General features: G+C 70.7%; 25 protein-coding genes and 1 tRNA gene. All 26 read left to right on the plus strand.

Going from position 1 to position 15,714, the window contains the following annotated elements:
* Positions 1-30 precede the first annotated feature (30 nt).
* The 26 genes from DER29_RS02435 (at position 31) to DER29_RS02540 (ending at position 15,652) form a co-directional block, all read left to right on the plus strand.
* Positions 31-852, plus strand: coding sequence for a hypothetical protein (locus DER29_RS02435; protein WP_199729096.1), 822 nt, complete (start codon positions 31-33; stop codon positions 850-852).
* The gene (locus tag DER29_RS02440; protein ID WP_121395825.1) at positions 849-1,214 is read left to right on the plus strand and encodes a hypothetical protein; all 366 of its coding nucleotides are present in this window, start codon (positions 849-851) and stop codon (positions 1,212-1,214) included. Before DER29_RS02435 ends, DER29_RS02440 begins: the two co-directional genes overlap by 4 nt.
* Positions 1,215-1,346: 132 nt before the next feature.
* Positions 1,347-2,069 carry a hypothetical protein gene (locus tag DER29_RS02445; protein WP_121395826.1) on the plus strand — a complete coding sequence of 241 codons (723 nt, stop codon included), beginning with the start codon at positions 1,347-1,349 and terminating at the stop codon, positions 2,067-2,069.
* A gap of 327 nt (positions 2,070-2,396) precedes the next feature.
* Positions 2,397-2,621, plus strand: a complete 225-nt coding sequence (locus tag DER29_RS02450) for a hypothetical protein (RefSeq protein WP_121395827.1) — start codon at positions 2,397-2,399, stop codon at positions 2,619-2,621.
* Positions 2,618-2,839 carry a hypothetical protein gene (locus DER29_RS02455; RefSeq protein ID WP_121395828.1) on the plus strand — a complete coding sequence of 74 codons (222 nt, stop codon included), beginning with the start codon at positions 2,618-2,620 and terminating at the stop codon, positions 2,837-2,839. Before DER29_RS02450 ends, DER29_RS02455 begins: the two co-directional genes overlap by 4 nt.
* On the plus strand, positions 2,836-3,285 hold the full coding sequence (locus DER29_RS02460) for a hypothetical protein (RefSeq protein WP_148709964.1): 450 nt from the start codon (positions 2,836-2,838) through the stop codon (positions 3,283-3,285). The genes DER29_RS02455 and DER29_RS02460 overlap by 4 nt, the downstream gene beginning before the upstream one ends.
* A 75-nt stretch (positions 3,286-3,360) precedes the next feature.
* On the plus strand, positions 3,361-3,531 hold the full coding sequence (locus tag DER29_RS02465; protein WP_121395830.1) for an Lsr2 family protein: 171 nt from the start codon (positions 3,361-3,363) through the stop codon (positions 3,529-3,531).
* Between the two features lie 6 nt (positions 3,532-3,537).
* Positions 3,538-3,646 (plus strand) — tRNA-OTHER (locus DER29_RS33805).
* A 211-nt stretch (positions 3,647-3,857) separates the two neighbouring features.
* A complete protein-coding gene (locus tag DER29_RS02475) occupies positions 3,858-6,536 on the plus strand; it encodes a phage/plasmid primase, P4 family (RefSeq protein ID WP_199729098.1) in 2,679 nt (892 codons plus the stop codon).
* Positions 6,533-6,694 (plus strand): hypothetical protein, encoded by a 162-nt coding sequence (locus DER29_RS34045; protein ID WP_158618957.1) that lies wholly within the window; start codon positions 6,533-6,535, stop codon positions 6,692-6,694. Before DER29_RS02475 ends, DER29_RS34045 begins: the two co-directional genes overlap by 4 nt.
* The gene (locus tag DER29_RS33810) at positions 6,691-7,119 is read left to right on the plus strand and encodes a hypothetical protein (protein ID WP_148709965.1); all 429 of its coding nucleotides are present in this window, start codon (positions 6,691-6,693) and stop codon (positions 7,117-7,119) included. Before DER29_RS34045 ends, DER29_RS33810 begins: the two co-directional genes overlap by 4 nt.
* Positions 7,120-7,159: 40 nt before the next feature.
* Positions 7,160-7,408 carry a hypothetical protein gene (locus DER29_RS02485; protein ID WP_121395834.1) on the plus strand — a complete coding sequence of 83 codons (249 nt, stop codon included), beginning with the start codon at positions 7,160-7,162 and terminating at the stop codon, positions 7,406-7,408.
* Between the two features lie 75 nt (positions 7,409-7,483).
* Positions 7,484-7,750 (plus strand): co-chaperone YbbN, encoded by a 267-nt coding sequence (locus tag DER29_RS02490; protein WP_121395835.1) that lies wholly within the window; start codon positions 7,484-7,486, stop codon positions 7,748-7,750.
* Positions 7,738-9,666 carry a DNA polymerase gene (locus DER29_RS02495; protein WP_121395836.1) on the plus strand — a complete coding sequence of 643 codons (1,929 nt, stop codon included), beginning with the start codon at positions 7,738-7,740 and terminating at the stop codon, positions 9,664-9,666. Before DER29_RS02490 ends, DER29_RS02495 begins: the two co-directional genes overlap by 13 nt.
* A 56-nt stretch (positions 9,667-9,722) precedes the next feature.
* The gene (locus DER29_RS33815) at positions 9,723-10,070 is read left to right on the plus strand and encodes a hypothetical protein (protein WP_148709966.1); all 348 of its coding nucleotides are present in this window, start codon (positions 9,723-9,725) and stop codon (positions 10,068-10,070) included.
* Positions 10,070-10,423: a DUF4406 domain-containing protein gene (locus DER29_RS02500; RefSeq protein WP_121395837.1), complete on the plus strand. Its 354-nt coding sequence runs from the start codon at positions 10,070-10,072 to the stop codon at positions 10,421-10,423. Before DER29_RS33815 ends, DER29_RS02500 begins: the two co-directional genes overlap by 1 nt.
* Positions 10,424-10,658: 235 nt before the next feature.
* Positions 10,659-11,450, plus strand: coding sequence for a hypothetical protein (locus DER29_RS02505; RefSeq protein ID WP_121395838.1), 792 nt, complete (start codon positions 10,659-10,661; stop codon positions 11,448-11,450).
* A gap of 96 nt (positions 11,451-11,546) precedes the next feature.
* On the plus strand, positions 11,547-11,708 hold the full coding sequence (locus tag DER29_RS34050) for a hypothetical protein (RefSeq protein ID WP_158618958.1): 162 nt from the start codon (positions 11,547-11,549) through the stop codon (positions 11,706-11,708).
* On the plus strand, positions 11,705-11,947 hold the full coding sequence (locus DER29_RS02510) for a hypothetical protein (protein WP_121395839.1): 243 nt from the start codon (positions 11,705-11,707) through the stop codon (positions 11,945-11,947). The genes DER29_RS34050 and DER29_RS02510 overlap by 4 nt, the downstream gene beginning before the upstream one ends.
* Positions 11,944-12,231, plus strand: coding sequence for a hypothetical protein (locus tag DER29_RS02515; RefSeq protein WP_121395840.1), 288 nt, complete (start codon positions 11,944-11,946; stop codon positions 12,229-12,231). The genes DER29_RS02510 and DER29_RS02515 overlap by 4 nt, the downstream gene beginning before the upstream one ends.
* Positions 12,228-13,256 (plus strand): hypothetical protein, encoded by a 1,029-nt coding sequence (locus DER29_RS02520; RefSeq protein ID WP_121395841.1) that lies wholly within the window; start codon positions 12,228-12,230, stop codon positions 13,254-13,256. The genes DER29_RS02515 and DER29_RS02520 overlap by 4 nt, the downstream gene beginning before the upstream one ends.
* A gap of 69 nt (positions 13,257-13,325) precedes the next feature.
* Entirely contained in the window at positions 13,326-13,535 is a 210-nt protein-coding gene (locus DER29_RS02525; RefSeq protein ID WP_121395842.1) for a hypothetical protein, read from the plus strand.
* A 13-nt stretch (positions 13,536-13,548) separates the two neighbouring features.
* Positions 13,549-14,061: a hypothetical protein gene (locus tag DER29_RS02530; RefSeq protein WP_121395843.1), complete on the plus strand. Its 513-nt coding sequence runs from the start codon at positions 13,549-13,551 to the stop codon at positions 14,059-14,061.
* A 136-nt stretch (positions 14,062-14,197) separates the two neighbouring features.
* On the plus strand, positions 14,198-14,497 hold the full coding sequence (locus DER29_RS02535; RefSeq protein WP_121395844.1) for a hypothetical protein: 300 nt from the start codon (positions 14,198-14,200) through the stop codon (positions 14,495-14,497).
* Positions 14,498-14,582: 85 nt separating this feature from the next.
* A complete protein-coding gene (locus DER29_RS34055; RefSeq protein ID WP_158618959.1) occupies positions 14,583-14,750 on the plus strand; it encodes a hypothetical protein in 168 nt (55 codons plus the stop codon).
* The gene (locus tag DER29_RS02540; protein ID WP_121395845.1) at positions 14,747-15,652 is read left to right on the plus strand and encodes a hypothetical protein; all 906 of its coding nucleotides are present in this window, start codon (positions 14,747-14,749) and stop codon (positions 15,650-15,652) included. The genes DER29_RS34055 and DER29_RS02540 overlap by 4 nt, the downstream gene beginning before the upstream one ends.
* The last annotated feature ends 62 nt before the right edge of the window (positions 15,653-15,714 follow it).

Consider the following 15,714-nt stretch of genomic DNA (forward strand, 5'->3'; position numbering starts at 1 on the left):
CCGCTTTTGCAGGCATAGGAGGCCCAGCGCGTGACTACGCCCAAAATCAATACCATTAGCCGGGGAGGGTCCCGGTTTTACGTCAATCCGGAGACCGGCGAGAAGGCCCCCGGCGTGACGTCGATTCTCGGGATGCTCCCGAAGCCCTTCCTTCAGCATTGGGCGGCAAAGGTCGTCGCGACCTACGCCGTCGAAAACCTGGGGGACATCGTCGGAATTGCCCTACGGGGTGACAAACAAGGCGCGATCGACTACCTGAAGGGGTCCCCGCGCCGCGACACCGCGAAGGCCGCCGAGACCGGGTCCGCCGTCCACGACCTCTTCGAGAAGATGGCGAAGGGTGAGCCCGTCGGCCGCGTGCACCCGGAGTACCGCGTGTTCCTCGACCACTTCGAGGAGTTCCTGAAGGAGTTCTCCCCGGAGTTCGTTTTTCTCGAAGAGACCGTCTGGTCCGAGACGTGGGACTACGCCGGCAGCTTCGACGCCTACGCGATCATCGACGGCGAAAAGGTCTTCCTCGACTGGAAGACCACCCGCAGCGGCGTACACCCCGAGGTCGCCCTTCAGCTCGCCGCGTACCGGCACGCCGATTACATCATCCGGCCCGACGGTAGCCGCGTGCCGCAGCCGCCCTCGACCGGCGGCGGGGTGCTTCACGTTCGGCCCGAGGGCTGGTCGTTCGTGCCCGTGAAGTCCGACCCCGATGTGTTCGAGGCGTTCAAGGTTCTCCGTCAGGTCTTCGATTGGGACCGGATTACGAAGGACACCGTCATCGGTAACCCGATCAACCGGGCGCCGGGGTCGGGCCTGACCGTGAAGCGCACCGCCGCCCCTCGGCGGGCCGCCGCGTGATCGCCACCGCGACCCGCGACGACGTGATCTGGCTCGCCGGCCTCCTCGAAGGCGAAGGGGCCTTCGACCTTCAGCGGGGCCGGTACCCGCGCGTTCGCGTTGCGATGACCGACCGGGACGTCATCGGCCGCGCCGCGACCCTGTTCGGGGTTTCGGTCCGGCTGTCGCTGAAGCCGGCGCCGCACAAGGCCATGTGGCACGCGGAGTGCCAGGGCCCGAAGGCCGAGGCCGTCATGAGGTCGATCCTCCCGCACATGGGCGCCCGCCGGTCGGCCCGCATCGCCGAGATCCTGGGCCACGCCCCGAAGACCGACAAGGCCCCGCCGTCGATCTCCCGCCCGCCCGGCCTGCCGCTCGCCTGAACAGGGCGAACACCCCTGGCCGACTTACCCACTGTCAGAACCGCAGCGCGGGGCGGGGCCTTGAACGCCGCCCAGCTCAAACGACCCGGCTTAGCAGGGTGCCCGCGCTCGACAACGGAAGGAGGCCCGTACGTGGGCCTGCGAATCTGGGAGACCGATCCCGAGGCCGAGCCGAAGCCGAGACAGAACTTCTCCGGGGACCTGGTCGGGCGCTTCCGCTCGGGCTACCAGGTGAACGGCCGTCCGGCCAGCCTGGAAAAGTGGCGGGTGACCTCCGGGGACCCGGCGGTCGCCGAGGAAGTCCGGCGCATGTTCGGCGGCGACAAGCCGCAGACGTGGGAGACGACCGGGGAAGACAACCTCGAAGTCTTCACGAACGCCGAGCGCGTGAAGATCCTCCTCGACGGCCCCCGGGCGATCCGTCAGGAGATGGTCCTCTGGGGCCGGAACGCCGCCCTGCGGCGCTGCGACGGCGTCGAGCAAACCGGCGTGGACGCGGACGACCCGGCGAAGGGCCGTCCGTGCGAGTGCCCGGCGAGTTACCAGGACCGGAAGGACGCCGCGAAGGCGGGCCGGGGGTGCCAGCCGTCGACCACCGCCTATTTCAAGTTGGCCGACGCCCCCGACCTGGGCCGGTTCAAGTTCAACAGCGGTTCGTGGTCCCTGGTCCGCGACATCGTGACCACGGAAAAGGCCCTCGACGAGATCGGCGGCCCGGCGCTCGCGTGGCTGGGTCTCGAAGTCGTGTCGTACGAGGTGAAGGCGACCGGCGCGAAGCGGCAGTTCACGAAGCCGCTTATCGACGTGATCGGCGCAGCCCCGGCGGCGCTGATCGACGAAGAGCCCCCGTTCTAATCGGGCCGGTGCGTTGAACGTTTAGCGCACAGAAAGGAGGGCGCGTGAAGGACTTCATCTGGAACTGACGTAACGCAAATGGCCTCGGGGCCGGGGTGCACTAAGTCTCCCCCGGCCTCGGGGCCCTCTTTGTTTTCTGGGAGGGGAAATGCAAGAGCCGTACCTTCCGCCCGTCGTTTGGCGGGTGGCGATCCCCCGGCGATCGGGCTACCAAACCACGCCCGCGAGCCGTACCTACACGAGCGAACGCGGCGCGCGGGACTACGCGGCGCGACACCCGGGCGCCCGCATCTTCCGCGCCGAACAGACCTGGGCCGAGGTGACCGAATGAGCTACGGAACCCGCGACTACGTGAAGCCCGGCGCCCCGATGTACCGCGCGGCCGGGTACGACGCCGCCGGCAACTGCGTCCGGTCGGTCGGCCCCTACGCCACGAAGGGCGCAGCCATGGGCCAGCGCGGCACGGTCCGGGGCCGGGCCGTCGTCCGCGTCTGCGTCGAGGTCTGCGAGCCGAGCTGGGCGCCCATTCCGGGGACGGAGGTCGAGCGGTGAGCCCGTCAGCCCGCGCCCTGGCGAACCTGGCCGGCGCGTTCGCGGCGTTCGTGGACGGCTTCACGGCGGCGCTCTCGTGCCTCGGGGTAGAGACCGCCCAGCGACGGGCCGCCCGCCGGCAGGGGCAGGTGGTCTGCTGGTTCCCTCACGACGCGCTAGACCCGGCACATCGCGGGGGTCCCCGCGCGGCGTGCCCGGAGTGCGGGGCGGCGCTGTGAGCGCGAATAAGGCGAAGGGGACCCGCTGGGAAACCGCCCTCGTGCGGTTCTTCCGGGCCGCGACGATCCGCGCGTTCCGCCCGGCACAGGAGGGTTTCCGGGACGTCGGCGACCTGGGCGGTCTCGACCCGTTCGCGGGTCAGGCGAAGGATTGGGCGAACTGGCAGGCCGCGATCCGCGAGGGCCTGGACGGCGTCGAGAAGCAACGTTTACACGCCCGCCAGGACTACGGCGTCGCGTTCGTGAAGCGGGCCCGCGCGTCGACCGGGCGCGGGTACGCCGTGATGACCGTCGCGACGTTCGTTCGGCTCTTGCTGCGGCTGCGGCGGGCGGAAGCCGCGCTCGCCGAGGCGGCCCCGGACACGGCGGCCCTCCTTCGCGGGTTCGCCGAGGAAGACCTTCAGGCCGACTTCGACGCCCTGGCGAAGGCCCTTCGCGAGGAGTGAACACCCCGGCCGCGCCTGGCCGACTTACCCATTAGCCGCCCAGCAAGGGCACCGCGACTACCAGGGAGCGCAGCCATGAACGAGACCACGACCGAGACCGCGACCGAGACCGAGGCCCCGGCGACCGCGAAGGAGGTCCGTACCTGGGCCGCTGTCAACTTCCGGGGCCACGTCGGCGCGCGTGGCCGCCTGGCGGGCGACGTGAAGGCCGCCTTCACCGAGGCGACCGGCCGCCAGGTCGCCTGACACGCGGCGGGCGTAGTCCAGCGGCCTAAGACGCCGTGCTGCGGACGGTTCGAGTCCGGCCGAAAGGCAAGCGGCCCCCGCCACGGTAACGCCGGTTCAAATCCGGTCGCCCGCCACCAACCCCCGAAAAGCCCTCGGCCTAGTGCCGGGGGCTTTTCGCATTTCTGCCCTGAACACCCCGCCGGCCACTGGCCGACTCCTCGGACGTCCCCGACGGAAGGAGGCGCAATGCCGCCCCGTAAGTACGCCCCGCCCCGTGAGTCCGACGGCTTGAAGCCGTACGTCCTGCGGTACCGGAGTTTCACCTTCACGAGTAACCGCATCGTGTGGGCCGCCTCGCTGAAGGACGCCCAACAGTTCACATACACCCGCGAGCGGTTCGCGAGCTACACGGTCCGCCGTGCCACCCCCGCCGATATGGAGGCCCACGCCTGATGAAGCTCTCTGACCTCCTCGACCGCCTCGGCGCGACCGACGAAGGGGACGGCTGGCTTGCCGTCTGCCCGGCACACGCGGACTCCCGCCCGTCCCTGCGGATCGCCGTGGGCGAGTCCGGCGCCGTCCTGCTGAAGTGCCGCGCCGGCTGCTCGACCGTCGAGGGCGAGGCCGGCAAGATTCGCCCCGGCGCCGTCCTGCTCGCGCTGGGCATGTCCGTGGCCGAACTGCACAACATCGACGCCACGGACGCCCCCGTTCGCGCGACGTCGACCAGTACCCCGGCGAGCCCGGCGGCGGTCGCGGCCCTGGCGGCGCAGCTCGACCGTTGGGCGGCGGCACTGTGGAACGGGTCCGACCCCGCGACCGCTGACGCCGCCTTCACGTACGCCCGCGACAGGTTCGGTCTCGCCGCAGACGACATGACGCGCCTCGGTCTGGGCGTCGCCGAGCGGGCCGCGTACGACGACGCCGGTACCCTCCTTCGCGGCCTGCCCGGCGGTCCGCGCCTGGTCGTTCCGTTCCGCGACCGCGACGGCGTCCCGCGTGGCTACCAGGCCCGCGCGCTCGACGCCTCGGCGAAGGTCCGATGGTTGGGCGCGAAGTCGCCGCAGGGCGAGTCCTGGGCCCGGGTCGGCTTCCTGCCGGGCGAGTCCGGCTGGGCCGAGCTGATCGTGACCGAGGGCCCCGGCGACGGCCTGACCGCGTGCGCGACCGGCTATGACGTCGCCTTCGTGCGTGGCGCCGGCCTGGCCGCGTCCGTCGCGGGCGAGGTCGCCGCTCTGGCCGACGGGCGTCCGGTCGTCGTCGTCGGCGACGCGGACGCCTCGGGCGACCGTTTCTCGCGGGTCCTGTGCGCCGAGCTGGCGAAGCTGGGCCTCTCGGCCCGCAGCGTCCGGCCGCCGGCTGACGGCGACGACGTGACGGACTGGCGGGGCCGCAGCCCGGAGACCTTCGCGACGGACTTCATTCGGGCGGTCACCAACTCGCAGGACCCGGGCGGGCTGAAGACCCGGCTCAACGCGTGGACGGACGCGGACCTGACCGAGGTCGCGTCGGCCCGCCGGCTGAAGGACTTCTTCGAGGAGGCGGGGTCCGGGGTGAAGTACAGCCCCGAGGCCGGTTTCTTCATCCTCACGGATGGCGTGTGGAGGTCGGACAAGCTCGACGCGGTCCGGACCGCTGCACAGGACGTCGCCGCGTCGATCTGGGCCGAGGCCGCCGAGCTGGCCGAGGCGCTGAAGGAGGTCGTCAAGGCGGGCGATAAGGAGGAGGCGAAGGAGCTTTCCGCCCGCGTCGGGAAGCTGAAGAGCTTCGCGAAGGCGGCGAACAGCTCGAAGGGCATCGACGCGATGGTTCGCGAGCTGAAGGCCCTCCGGGGCGTTGCCGTCGACTTCGAGGCGTTCGACAAGCATCACCACTTGCTCGCCGTGCGGAACGGGGTTATCGACCTGCGGTCGGGCCGGCTTCAGGAGCACGACCCGGACCTTCTCCTGACCCGGCGCGTCGACCTCGACTATGACCCCGAGGCGACCGCGCCGCGCTGGGAAGCCTTCCTCCGTGAGGTCTTCCCGCACGCCCGCCACGCCGGCCTGCCGGACTACATGCGCCGGCTGGTCGGGTACGGGATCACGGGCGAGACCGGCGAACAGTGCTTCGTCGTCCACCACGGCGGCGGCGCGAACGGGAAGAGCGTTTACACGGACACGCTGACGGAGGTCTTCCGCGAGCTGGTCGTGACGACGCCCTTCAGCACGTTCGAGGAGAAGCAGAGCGGCGGCATCCCGAACGACCTCGCCGCGCTGAAGGGGTCCCGGTTGGTCTTCGCGGCCGAGGGTGAGCAGGGCCGCCCGATGGCCGAGGCGGTCCTGAAGCGGGTCACCGGCCGCGATTCGATCTCGGCCCGGTTCATGCGGAAGGAGTTCTTCGAGTTCCGCCCGACGTTCCTCCTTCAGCTCGCGACGAACTTCCGCCCGCAGTTCAGGGGTCAGGACGAAGGACTCTGGCGCCGCGTGAAGCTGGTCCCCTGGGAGCGGTACTTCACGCCGGCCGAGCGGGATCACAAGCTGGGCGAGAAGTTGCTTGCCGAGGCCGCCGGCATCCTCGCGTGGGCGGTCCGGGGCGCGGTCGACTGGTACCGCGACGGCCTTCAGGACCCGGTCGTGATCCGGGACGCGACGAAGGAATACCGGCAGACGTCCGACGCCCTGGCCGGCTTCCTGCCCGGCGTCCTGGTCGCCGAGGAGGGCGGGAAGGTCACGGCCAAGGTCGTATGGGACGCGTACCGCCAGTGGTGCGACGACGAAGCCCTTCCCGGGAAGGAGCGTTGGACGCGGCGAGCCATGTTCGCGGCGCTCGAAGAGCGGGGCGCGACGAAGAAAAAGGAGAACATCGGCGTCGTCTTCCTGGGCCTGCGGGTGGCCCGGCCGTCGGACCACGCGACCGACGAGACCGCCGAAGAAAACCCGGTCGAGGGGCGAACAGTTGCCTCGCCGCTGGCCGACTCCCCTAGCGACACCCCTTCCGCCGGTCCTTCGCTGGACGACATCTTCTCGGGAGATTCCCTGTGAGCCGACTGACCCGCCGCCGCAAGCGGTACCGCGTGCACATCGAAGAGCGCGACGGCCTGGGCGAGACCGCCGAGGTCTACCTGACCGAGGCCGAGGCCGACGCCGTCCGCTACGTCGCCGACCTCCTTCCGACCCTGACGATCGAGGAGGCCGTGTGACCACCCCGGCTGACGACTGCGGCGTGACGGGCGGGTGCCAGGCGTGCCCGCTCTTCGCCGCGAACGTGTGCGGCGACCCGGCGCCCGAGCCCCGCGCGCCGGTCCTGTGCAACGCGCCCATGCCCCCTGCGGGCAGGGTGCGTTGCGACAAGCCCGCAGGCCACAACGGCGACCGCCACCTGTCGCGGATGTTCGGTCTCGGCGAGGCGGCGTGGGGCTACGTCCCGACGGCCGCCGAGAACCCGGCCCGGTTCGAGGTCGACGGCGCGGGCGTCGTGACCGACCGGGACGCGGCCGAGCCCGCCCCGGCCCGGTTCGAGGTCGACGGCGCGGGCGTGGCGCTCGACCTCGACGCCCCGGACGTCGACCCGAACGAGCCCCGGCCCGAGGGCGCCGGTTGCTGCGGTGGCGGGTGTGGTGCCTGAGTCCGAGGGCGCGCGTCGCGCACGCATAAAGGCCCAGGTCATGCGGGACCACCCGTTCGAGGGCCCGGGGGCGTTCTGTCAGCACTGGACGCCGCTCGCCTCGCGCAACACCGCTGATGGGCTGCTGTCCTTCCGGTCTCAGTGCGGGTACGGGCGCGACACCCACCCGGACGCCGAGCACCCGATGAACCGCGAGACCCGGGCCGAAGAGGACGAGCTAAACGACCTCTGCGGGACCTGCGGCGAGCAGGCCGGGAGCCTGCGGCACACCGACCCGGAACCCAACTGACCCCATAACCCGACCCGAACGAAGGGCCGCTTCCCGCGTGGGAGCGGCCCTTCGGCCGTACCCGAGGAGTTCCCCGTGACCCGCATCCTGTACTTCACCGCCCCGTGGTGCGTTCCCTGCCGGAAGTTCGGCCCGATGCTCGACGTTCAGGCCCGCGCCCGCGACCTTCCCGTTCAGCGCCTCGACATCGACGAGGACGCCGCCGGCCGCGTCGCCCTGGCGCTCGACGTCCAGTCGGTCCCGACCGTCATCGTCGAGAGTGACGGCGAGGTCGTCGACCGCTTCGGCGCCCTCTCGCCGATCGCCCTGCGCGACCGTTTGGAGGCCGCGTGCGGACGCTGACGCACACGGTCGGCGGGACGGTCGTCGGGATTCACTTCCCCGAGCGGCGGGCGGACCTCGACGGTTTCCGGGCCTTCCTGGCGGGCGGTGACAAGGTTCTCGCGTTCGACACGGAGGGGACCGGCCTCGACATCTTCTCGCCGGATCACCGGCTGCGGCTGGCGCAGTTCGGCAACGGCCGCGAAGCGTGGGTGTTGCGGAAGGACCTCTTCGCCGAGGAGGCCGCCGCCGCCCTGCGGCAGCCACGGGCGTACGTCATGCACAATGCGCCGTTCGACCTCCTGACCGTGGACCGTCACCTAGGCGTCCGGCTCGAAGAGCTGGGCGGGCGCACGTTCGATACCCGCGTTCTGGCTCACCTGATCGACCCCCGGTCGCCGCAGGAAGGCGGGATCGGCCTGAAGCTGAAGCCGTTGAGCGCCGTCTACGTCGACCCGGACGCCCCGGACACGCAAGACGGCCTGACGGCTGAGTTCCGCCGGCTGGGCCTGACGAAGGCGACCGGCTGGGCGGGAATCCCCATCGACAATGAGCTTTACGTCAGGTATGCCGGCCTCGACGTCATCCTGACGTGGCGCCTGTTCCGCGAGCTGGGCCCGCTGGTCCGGGGGATCGGCCTCGACCACCTGTCGAAGTTCGAGCATCACCTTCAGGTGTTGCTCGCGATCCTTCAGCGCAAGGGCTTCCGCCTCGACGTGCCCTACGTCGAGCGGCTGCGGGCGGACCTGACGGACGAAGCGGAGTCCTTCCGCCTGGTCGCGAAGCGGTACGGCGTCGAGAACGTGAACAGCACAGCGCAGCTCGCGGCGGCGCTCGAAGCGATGGGCGAGACCCTGACCGAGCGGACGCCGTCCGGGGCCCTGAAGGTCGACAAGGGCGTTCTCTTGCCCCTGGCGGATCTCAACCTGGACTGGGCCCGGATCGACGTCAGGACGCCTAACCCGCTGGCCGACGCCGCGCTTCGCTCGAAGCGGGCCGAGAAGTGGGCGACGACGTACGCGGACGCCTTCCTGACGCTGAAGGACGCGGACGACCGTTTACACGCGTCCATCGGTGCCCTTCAGGCCCGCACGGCGCGCATGTCGATCAGTCGGCCGCCGCTTCAGCAGTTGCCCTCTTCGGACTGGCGGGTACGGCGGGCGTTCATCGCGGACCCGGGGCAGACGATCATCGCGGCCGACTATCAGGCGGTCGAAATGCGTGTCCTCGCGGCCCTGGCGGACGTGGCGAAGATGAAGGACGCGATCCGCGACGGGGCGGACCTTCACTCCTTTACCGCCGCCCTGGTCGAGGGCGTCACGGTCGAAGAGTTCGCGGCGCGGTTGAAGGCCGGCGACAGGGGCGCGAGTAAGGCGCGGAAGCTCTACAAGGGCGTCGGGTTCGGGAAGGTCTACGGCGGCGGGGCGGTGACCCTGGCGCGGCAGACCGGCGCCGAGCTGGGCGCGGTGAAGCGCGCTATCGCGGCGTACGACAGCGTGTATCCGGAGATCAAGCGCTACTCGCGCCGGCTCATGTCGCGTGCGGAGTTCGGCCGCAAGGAGGTCGTCACCCCGTCGGGGCGTCACCTTCCGCTCGACCGCGACAGGTTGTACGCGGCGACGAACTACGTCGTTCAGTCGACCGCACGCGATTTGTTGGCACAGGCCATCGTCGACATCTTCGCCGCCGGCCTCGGTGACCACCTGTTGCTGCCCGTTCACGACGAGTTGATTGCGCAGGCCCCGACCGAGAACGCCGAAGAGGTCATCCGGGAGATCGGCCGCGCGATGGAGTCGACCTTCTTCGGGGTGCGGATCGAAAGCGACCCGGACGTCTACGGCGCGAGCTGGGGCCACGGCTACGGGTGCGCCGTGAAGGACGGGCGCTGCGTGGTTCGTGAATCGCACCCGCACAAACACGGGGTCACGCACGCGTGACGCCGGATTCGTGCCCGGATCGCCCATGTAACGAAAGAATAAGAAAGGACGCTGCGGTGACTCCTGCCGATCTTGACATTGACCGTGACGCAATTCGCATGGGGGACCTTGTCGCCGCGCTGCGGGACGAGTTGGGCAAGCTGGAATCCGTCCTACCTGCGGCGGTCGACGCGCAATGGACGGCCGCACCCGTCGCACGGCCGAGGGAAGACACGGCCGAACGGATGAAAAATCGTCGCAGTGACCCCACGGGAGACATCGCGCTTGATTCGGACCGGTTGCGCCTACGCGCGGAACTAGTACGCTCTGCAAACGTTCTTGCCTGCGGGATTGTTTCCCTGCGGCAAGCGCGCCAGGCGGTCCGCGATTCGCTGACGCCGTGGTTCGGGGAGGGCGGGGAGTAATGATCAATCGGGCCGCAGAGTCCTACCGACAGGACGGGATGCGTCGCGCCTACCTCCTCGGCCCGTCGCACGGGACACCGGCCGAGCGGGTCGCCCGCTTCCGCCCCGCGTTCGACGCCCTGACGTCGGCCGGCTTCGCGGTGACCGCCCCCGCCGTGTCGCAGCCAGCCGCGTGCGAATCGGCCGACCACCTACTGTCCGTGATGGATGACGACCTTGACGCCCTCGCGGCGGCGGACGTCGTTGTGACGCTGCCGGGGTCCGATCGCCTGTGGGAAATCGCAATCGCGGACGCGCTGGGCGTGCCGGTCGTCTCCTTCGCGGACTGCCTGGCCGAGCGAGCCTGCGCCTGAACTAGCAGCGGAAACAGGGCCCCGGGGAATCTCCTCGGGGCCCTTCGCCGTACCCGCGACTGACCCCGACTCAGCCATCCGGTTAGGACGGCGCCCCGAAGGTCTTAAAGATCGCGCGACCCTTTGCGTTGAACGTTCAACGCAATAGCGTTCATCACGCATCGCAACTCGCACACCCGTTCGAGGTAAGCCGGCGACCACCGGCGGACCCCTTACGCCCTCAGGAGGGCCCGCAATGTCTGCTTTCGCCCAGCTTTGGACCGTCACGACCACCCCCCTCGACGTCGAGGAGGAGCCCGCCGTGATCGCCGCCGCCCAGGCCGGCGACGAGGCCGCGACCCTTCGCCTGTTCGCCGCATATCAGCCGGCCCTCCGGGCGGCGGTCAAGCAGTCGATGGTGGGTCTCGGCGGTCGGATGACCCGCGACGACGCTCAGCAGGCCGCGACGCTCGGGTTCCTGGAAGCCCTCCGGGTCTACCGCCCCGACGCCGAGACCGGGGGCCGGCTCGCGGCCTTCCTGCGTCACCGCCTGGCCGATGAGATGACCCTTGCGGCCTCGGACATGACCGGCGGCTTCAGCGTCCCCTCGCGGACCCTGCGGCGGTTCTTCGGCATCATGGCCCGCGCCGACCGGGACCCGGTCGAGGCGGCCCGGATCGCCCCCGACTTCGAGATGTCCGAGGAGACCTTCTGGTTGATCTGGACGGCGGTGCGGGCTGAGTCGTCGCTGGAAGAGGCCGTCGAGATCCACGGGGACGCGGACCGGGCGGCGCCGGTCGGGGACGCGTCCGAGCCCCGGGGCGTGGCGGACGCCGAAGACCGCGTCCTGTGCGACCTCGCCTTCCGGGCCGTGGACGACTTCGAGCGCGACGTCTGCCGGCTGGCCTACGGCTTCGCCGACTTCGACCCGCAGCCGGACGCCGAGATCGGCCACCGCCTCGGCGGGTTCTCCCGGCTGAAGGTCCAGCGGACCCGGACCCGGGCCCTCGGCAAGATGCGTTCGGCGCTCGGTGCGTTGAACGACTAACGCACCTAAACCGGGGGCCGGGTTTCTGAACAGCCCGGCCCCCACTGGCCGACTTCCCCCACGTAACCGCCCGACCCTCCCGTTAGGAGCCCTGCCGTGGACGTCTTCGAGACCGACAACTTCCCCACCAACCCCGACACCCGCGAGGGTTACGACCTCCTCGACTTCGAGGCCCGCGACGACCTCGACGATGCCTACGCGGACGACCTGCGGGCGGTCGTGACCGGCCTGCCGGCCCGGCCCGGGACCCGGCGGTGAGTCCCGAACGCGAGTACGCCCGTGCCGAGCTGGCCGAGATCCTGCCGAAGTCGGCACATCGGCACATCGGCCGCATCCTCGACACACTCGGCCTCCCCGAGGTCGTCCGCGCCGTTGACGTCGTCGGCGCTCGCGTGCCGGTCGAGACGGTCGAGGTCTACGGCCTGTCGATTGGCCTCGACGCCAACGGCAACGCCGCGACCGTCGGCTTCCCGCACGGGGCCGAGGTGTCGGGATGATCGCCCGCCTGAAGCGCTACCTCGCCGAGCGCCGCGAGGCCGCCCAGGTCCCGACCGGCTGGGAGTCGCCCGAGGCTGCCGCCGAGCTGGCCCGGATCGTCCGCGAGGCGACCGGCGAGCACGGGCACATCGGGCCCCGTCACGGGGCGGTCGGATACGCCGCGACCCCGGCGGACTACCGGCCCCGGCACGCCGCGCCGGGCCCCGTTTGCGTTGAACGTTCAACGCATGTAGAGTCGCGTTTACACGCCCCACCGGGGCCGCAAACGAAGGAGTCGACATGACCGCCGCCGGGAAGATCACCGCCGCCGCCCTCGCCGCTCGCGTTGCCGCTGGCGAGTCGGCTCGGGTGCTACTGGTCGAGGCCGAGGAGGGCTTCCGGCCCGCCACGCGGAAGACCGGCGTCGTGACCCTGGCCGTGACCCGCGCCGGGGCGCGGCACGTGGGCCCGGCCTGGCGCGCTAAGCGTCAGTACAGCTTCGAGACCTCGCAGGGTGAGACCGTGTGGGTCTCCCCCTCCCAGACCTTCATCCTCGCCCCCGAGGACGCCGCCGCCGTGAAGCGGGCGCACGCCGAGGCCCTGGCCGAGGATGCGCTTCGCACGAACCGCGCGGAGCGCGAGGCCGCCCGGCGCATCGCTCCGGACCTCATGCGCCGTTCCGGTCGCCCCGCCCCCGCCGTCTGCAACGCCGAGGCCGCCGAGGAGGGCCCGGTCGCCGCCCCGGCGAAGTCCTTCAGCACCCGCGAGGAATGGCTGACCGAGGCCGTCGAGGCGCTGAAGCCGCTCTTCGAGGGCGTCGGCGCGACCGTCCCGACCGTGCGGGTGTCGGTCGGCTGGCCCGGCGGGAAGGGCAAGAAGAACAGCGTTATCGGCCAGTGCTGGGCGTCGTGGACGGCGGCCGACAAGGTCTCGCAGGTCTTCATCTCCCCGGTTCTCGACGACGCCGGCCAGGTTCTCGCGACCCTGGCGCATGAGGTCGTGCACGCCGTGGACGACTGCAAGTCGGGGCACAAGGGCGACTTCGCGAAGATCGCGAAGGGGATTGGCCTGACCGGGAAGATGACCGCCACGGTCGCGGGCGACGACCTGAAGGTGACCCTCGGCGAGATCGCCGCCTTCCTGGGCCCGTACCCGCACGCGAAGTTGTCCATCACGGACGGCGGGGCGGGCGAGAAGCCGCAGAAGAACCGGCAGTTGAAGGTTGAGTGTGCTGCCTGCGGCTACACAGCCCGCACGACGCGGAAGTGGCTGGACGAGGTCGGCGCCCCGCTGTGCCCGTGCAACCGAGAAGAGATGGTGATTGCCTGACGTGCGTTGGGCGTTTGACGCGGCGATTAGTCTCGGTGCGTTGAACGCCCAGCCCCCGAAGGAGTCCCCATGTACCCGCCCCCGTCGCCGTACGACCCCCGCGCCGAGGCCGAGCGCCAGAAAGCCGGCCTGTTCAAGGCCGGGAAGGTCGCGGCCTGGGTCTGGGTCTCGCTGACCGTCGCTGCCGTCGTGATCGTCGTCGGGTGCTGCGGCCTGTGCCTCTTCGGCGGGGTGCTGGGCGTGGTGATGCCGACCGGGACCCCGACACCAACACCCTGACTGAAGGAGAGCAATGGAGACAACGACCGCCGCGAAGCTGTCGAAGGGGGCCCGGGTCATGGTGACCGGGGCCCCCGCCCCGTTCGTGACCCTGGCGAAGGCCGCCGAGGGGGCGACCGCCGCGACCGTGACCGCCGACCCGACGAAGGACGGCCGGAAGCTGGTCTTCGCGACCACTGAGGGCGTCCTGACCGCCGGCCCGACGGCGCGGGTACTCCTGGCCCCGGACGCCGCTCCCGAGGCCGCACAGGGCCCCGAGGAGGCCCCGGAGGAGACCCTTCCGCCGCCGGCTGGCCTGGCGACCGCGAGGGTCGACGTGGACGCGGCAGGCCGGCTGATGAAGGGCAGCGTCGTTCGGGTCGGCGACCGCGCGGCGCCGGTCCCGCTGACGACCGAGCGGGGCGGGATCGTGGCCCCGATTCGGCTGGCCGAGGCCCTGGCGTCGATCGGCTTCGAGCCGGTGACCCGCTGGACGCCGGTCGAGGACGCCGACGCGGTTGCGTGCCAGGTCCGCCCGGCGCACTAGCGCTCCCCTGTAGACGCCCCGTGACCTGGGCTTTCCCGGATCACGGGGCGTTTACACGATTCGGGGTTGCGTTGAACGTTCAACGCATGTTCTACTTGACCCCGTAAGCGAGAACGCCCCACCGAAGGAGTCCGAAGTGAGCGACCTGGTCACCGGAGACGACATGATCGCCCTGCTCGTCAGCGAGGGTGGCGACGAGGGGGCGACCTACGCCCCTGGCGACAGGTCCCCTGAGGCATTGATCGCCCGCAACGCCGACGTGCTCATGGCCATCCGCAACCCGGCTCGCGGCTCCATTGTCGACTATCACGCCCTCCTCGGCGGGGACGAGTTGGAGCGCATGGGCTACGTGTCCCGCCCGGTCTACACCGCCGTTGCCTGCTACGCGCTGACCGACAAGGGCGCGGCGGTTGCTCGCGCCTTGCAGGCCGTCTGATCACTTCCGGCCGGGGGCGGAAGCTCGCCCCCGGTCCGTTGAACGTTTCGCGTACCCTGTCCGAACCCCATCGAAAGGATCGGCCATGAACAGCAAGCCCCGCCCCTGGCGCGACTTCTTCGCCGCCGTTGTCGAGGCCGTTCTTCCCGAGACTCCCGAGCGTCGGGCGGTCAGGGAACGCGAAGACCTGAAGCGCGAGCTTCGCGCGAACCGCGTACCCACGAACGACGAGAACGGGAGAACCGAAGAGTGAACACGAAAGCGACCGGGCGCGGTTGGGCCTACTTCGGCGCGATCCTCGGCGGCGGCCTGTCCGTCACCGCGAACATTGCCCACCCGTACATCGCGGGCGACCCCGCCGCGCTCGAAGTGATCTTCTCGGCCGCGTGGCCGTTGCTGCTCTTCGTCGGGATCGAAGTCCTAGCGCGGGTCGCCTTCCCGACCGGCTTCGGGTACGCCTTCCTGCGGTTCGCCGGGGTCGGCCTGGTCGCCCTGGTCGCCGCGATCGTGTCGTACCGGCACCTGTCGGGCCTGTTCGACCACTACGGCGACGACCCCATGACGGTCGTCATCGGACCGCTAGCGATCGACGGTCTTCTTGCCGTGTGTTCGGCGGCGCTGATCCTGACCGGGCGGAAGCGGGCGCTCGCCGAGGAGGCGCCGGCCGCGAAGCCGGCCCCGCCGACCACCTTCGAGGAGCTTTTCCCCCACGCCACCGCGATACACGCAGAGGAGAACCCGACGTACTTCCCGGCCGCGTGGTCCGACCCCCGCCAGACGCACGCAGACGCCCCCGTGAGCCCCGCCCCGGCCCTGCCTACCCCTGAGCCCGTTCCGGCCGTCGTGGACGCTCTCCCGGCCCCTGCGCCGGCCGTCGAGGAGTGCGAGGCCCCCGAGCCGGAGCCCCAGCCCGAGCCGGTCGACCCGCGCATGGTCACCGCGCTGCCCTTCGATCCCCTGCCCGAGGTCGGCGACCCCGACCGTCACCCGGAGATCCGCCGCCGCGCCGAGGCGCTGAAGGCCGAAGACCCGAAGCGCTCGCAGCAACACATCGCGGACCTGATCGGCATTGCCCGCTGGACGCTGCGGGACGCGCTCGCGAAGACCGCGCCGCAGCCGGCCAGCCCGCCGGCCCTGACCCTGGTAACCACCTGATCGACGGAACGGCCCGCCCCTGGAACCCTCGGGGGCGGGCTTTGTCGTACCCGCTTGCGTTG

The sequence above is a fragment of the Micromonospora sp. M71_S20 genome, from assembly GCF_003664255.1.
Taxonomy (GTDB): domain Bacteria; phylum Actinomycetota; class Actinomycetes; order Mycobacteriales; family Micromonosporaceae; genus Micromonospora.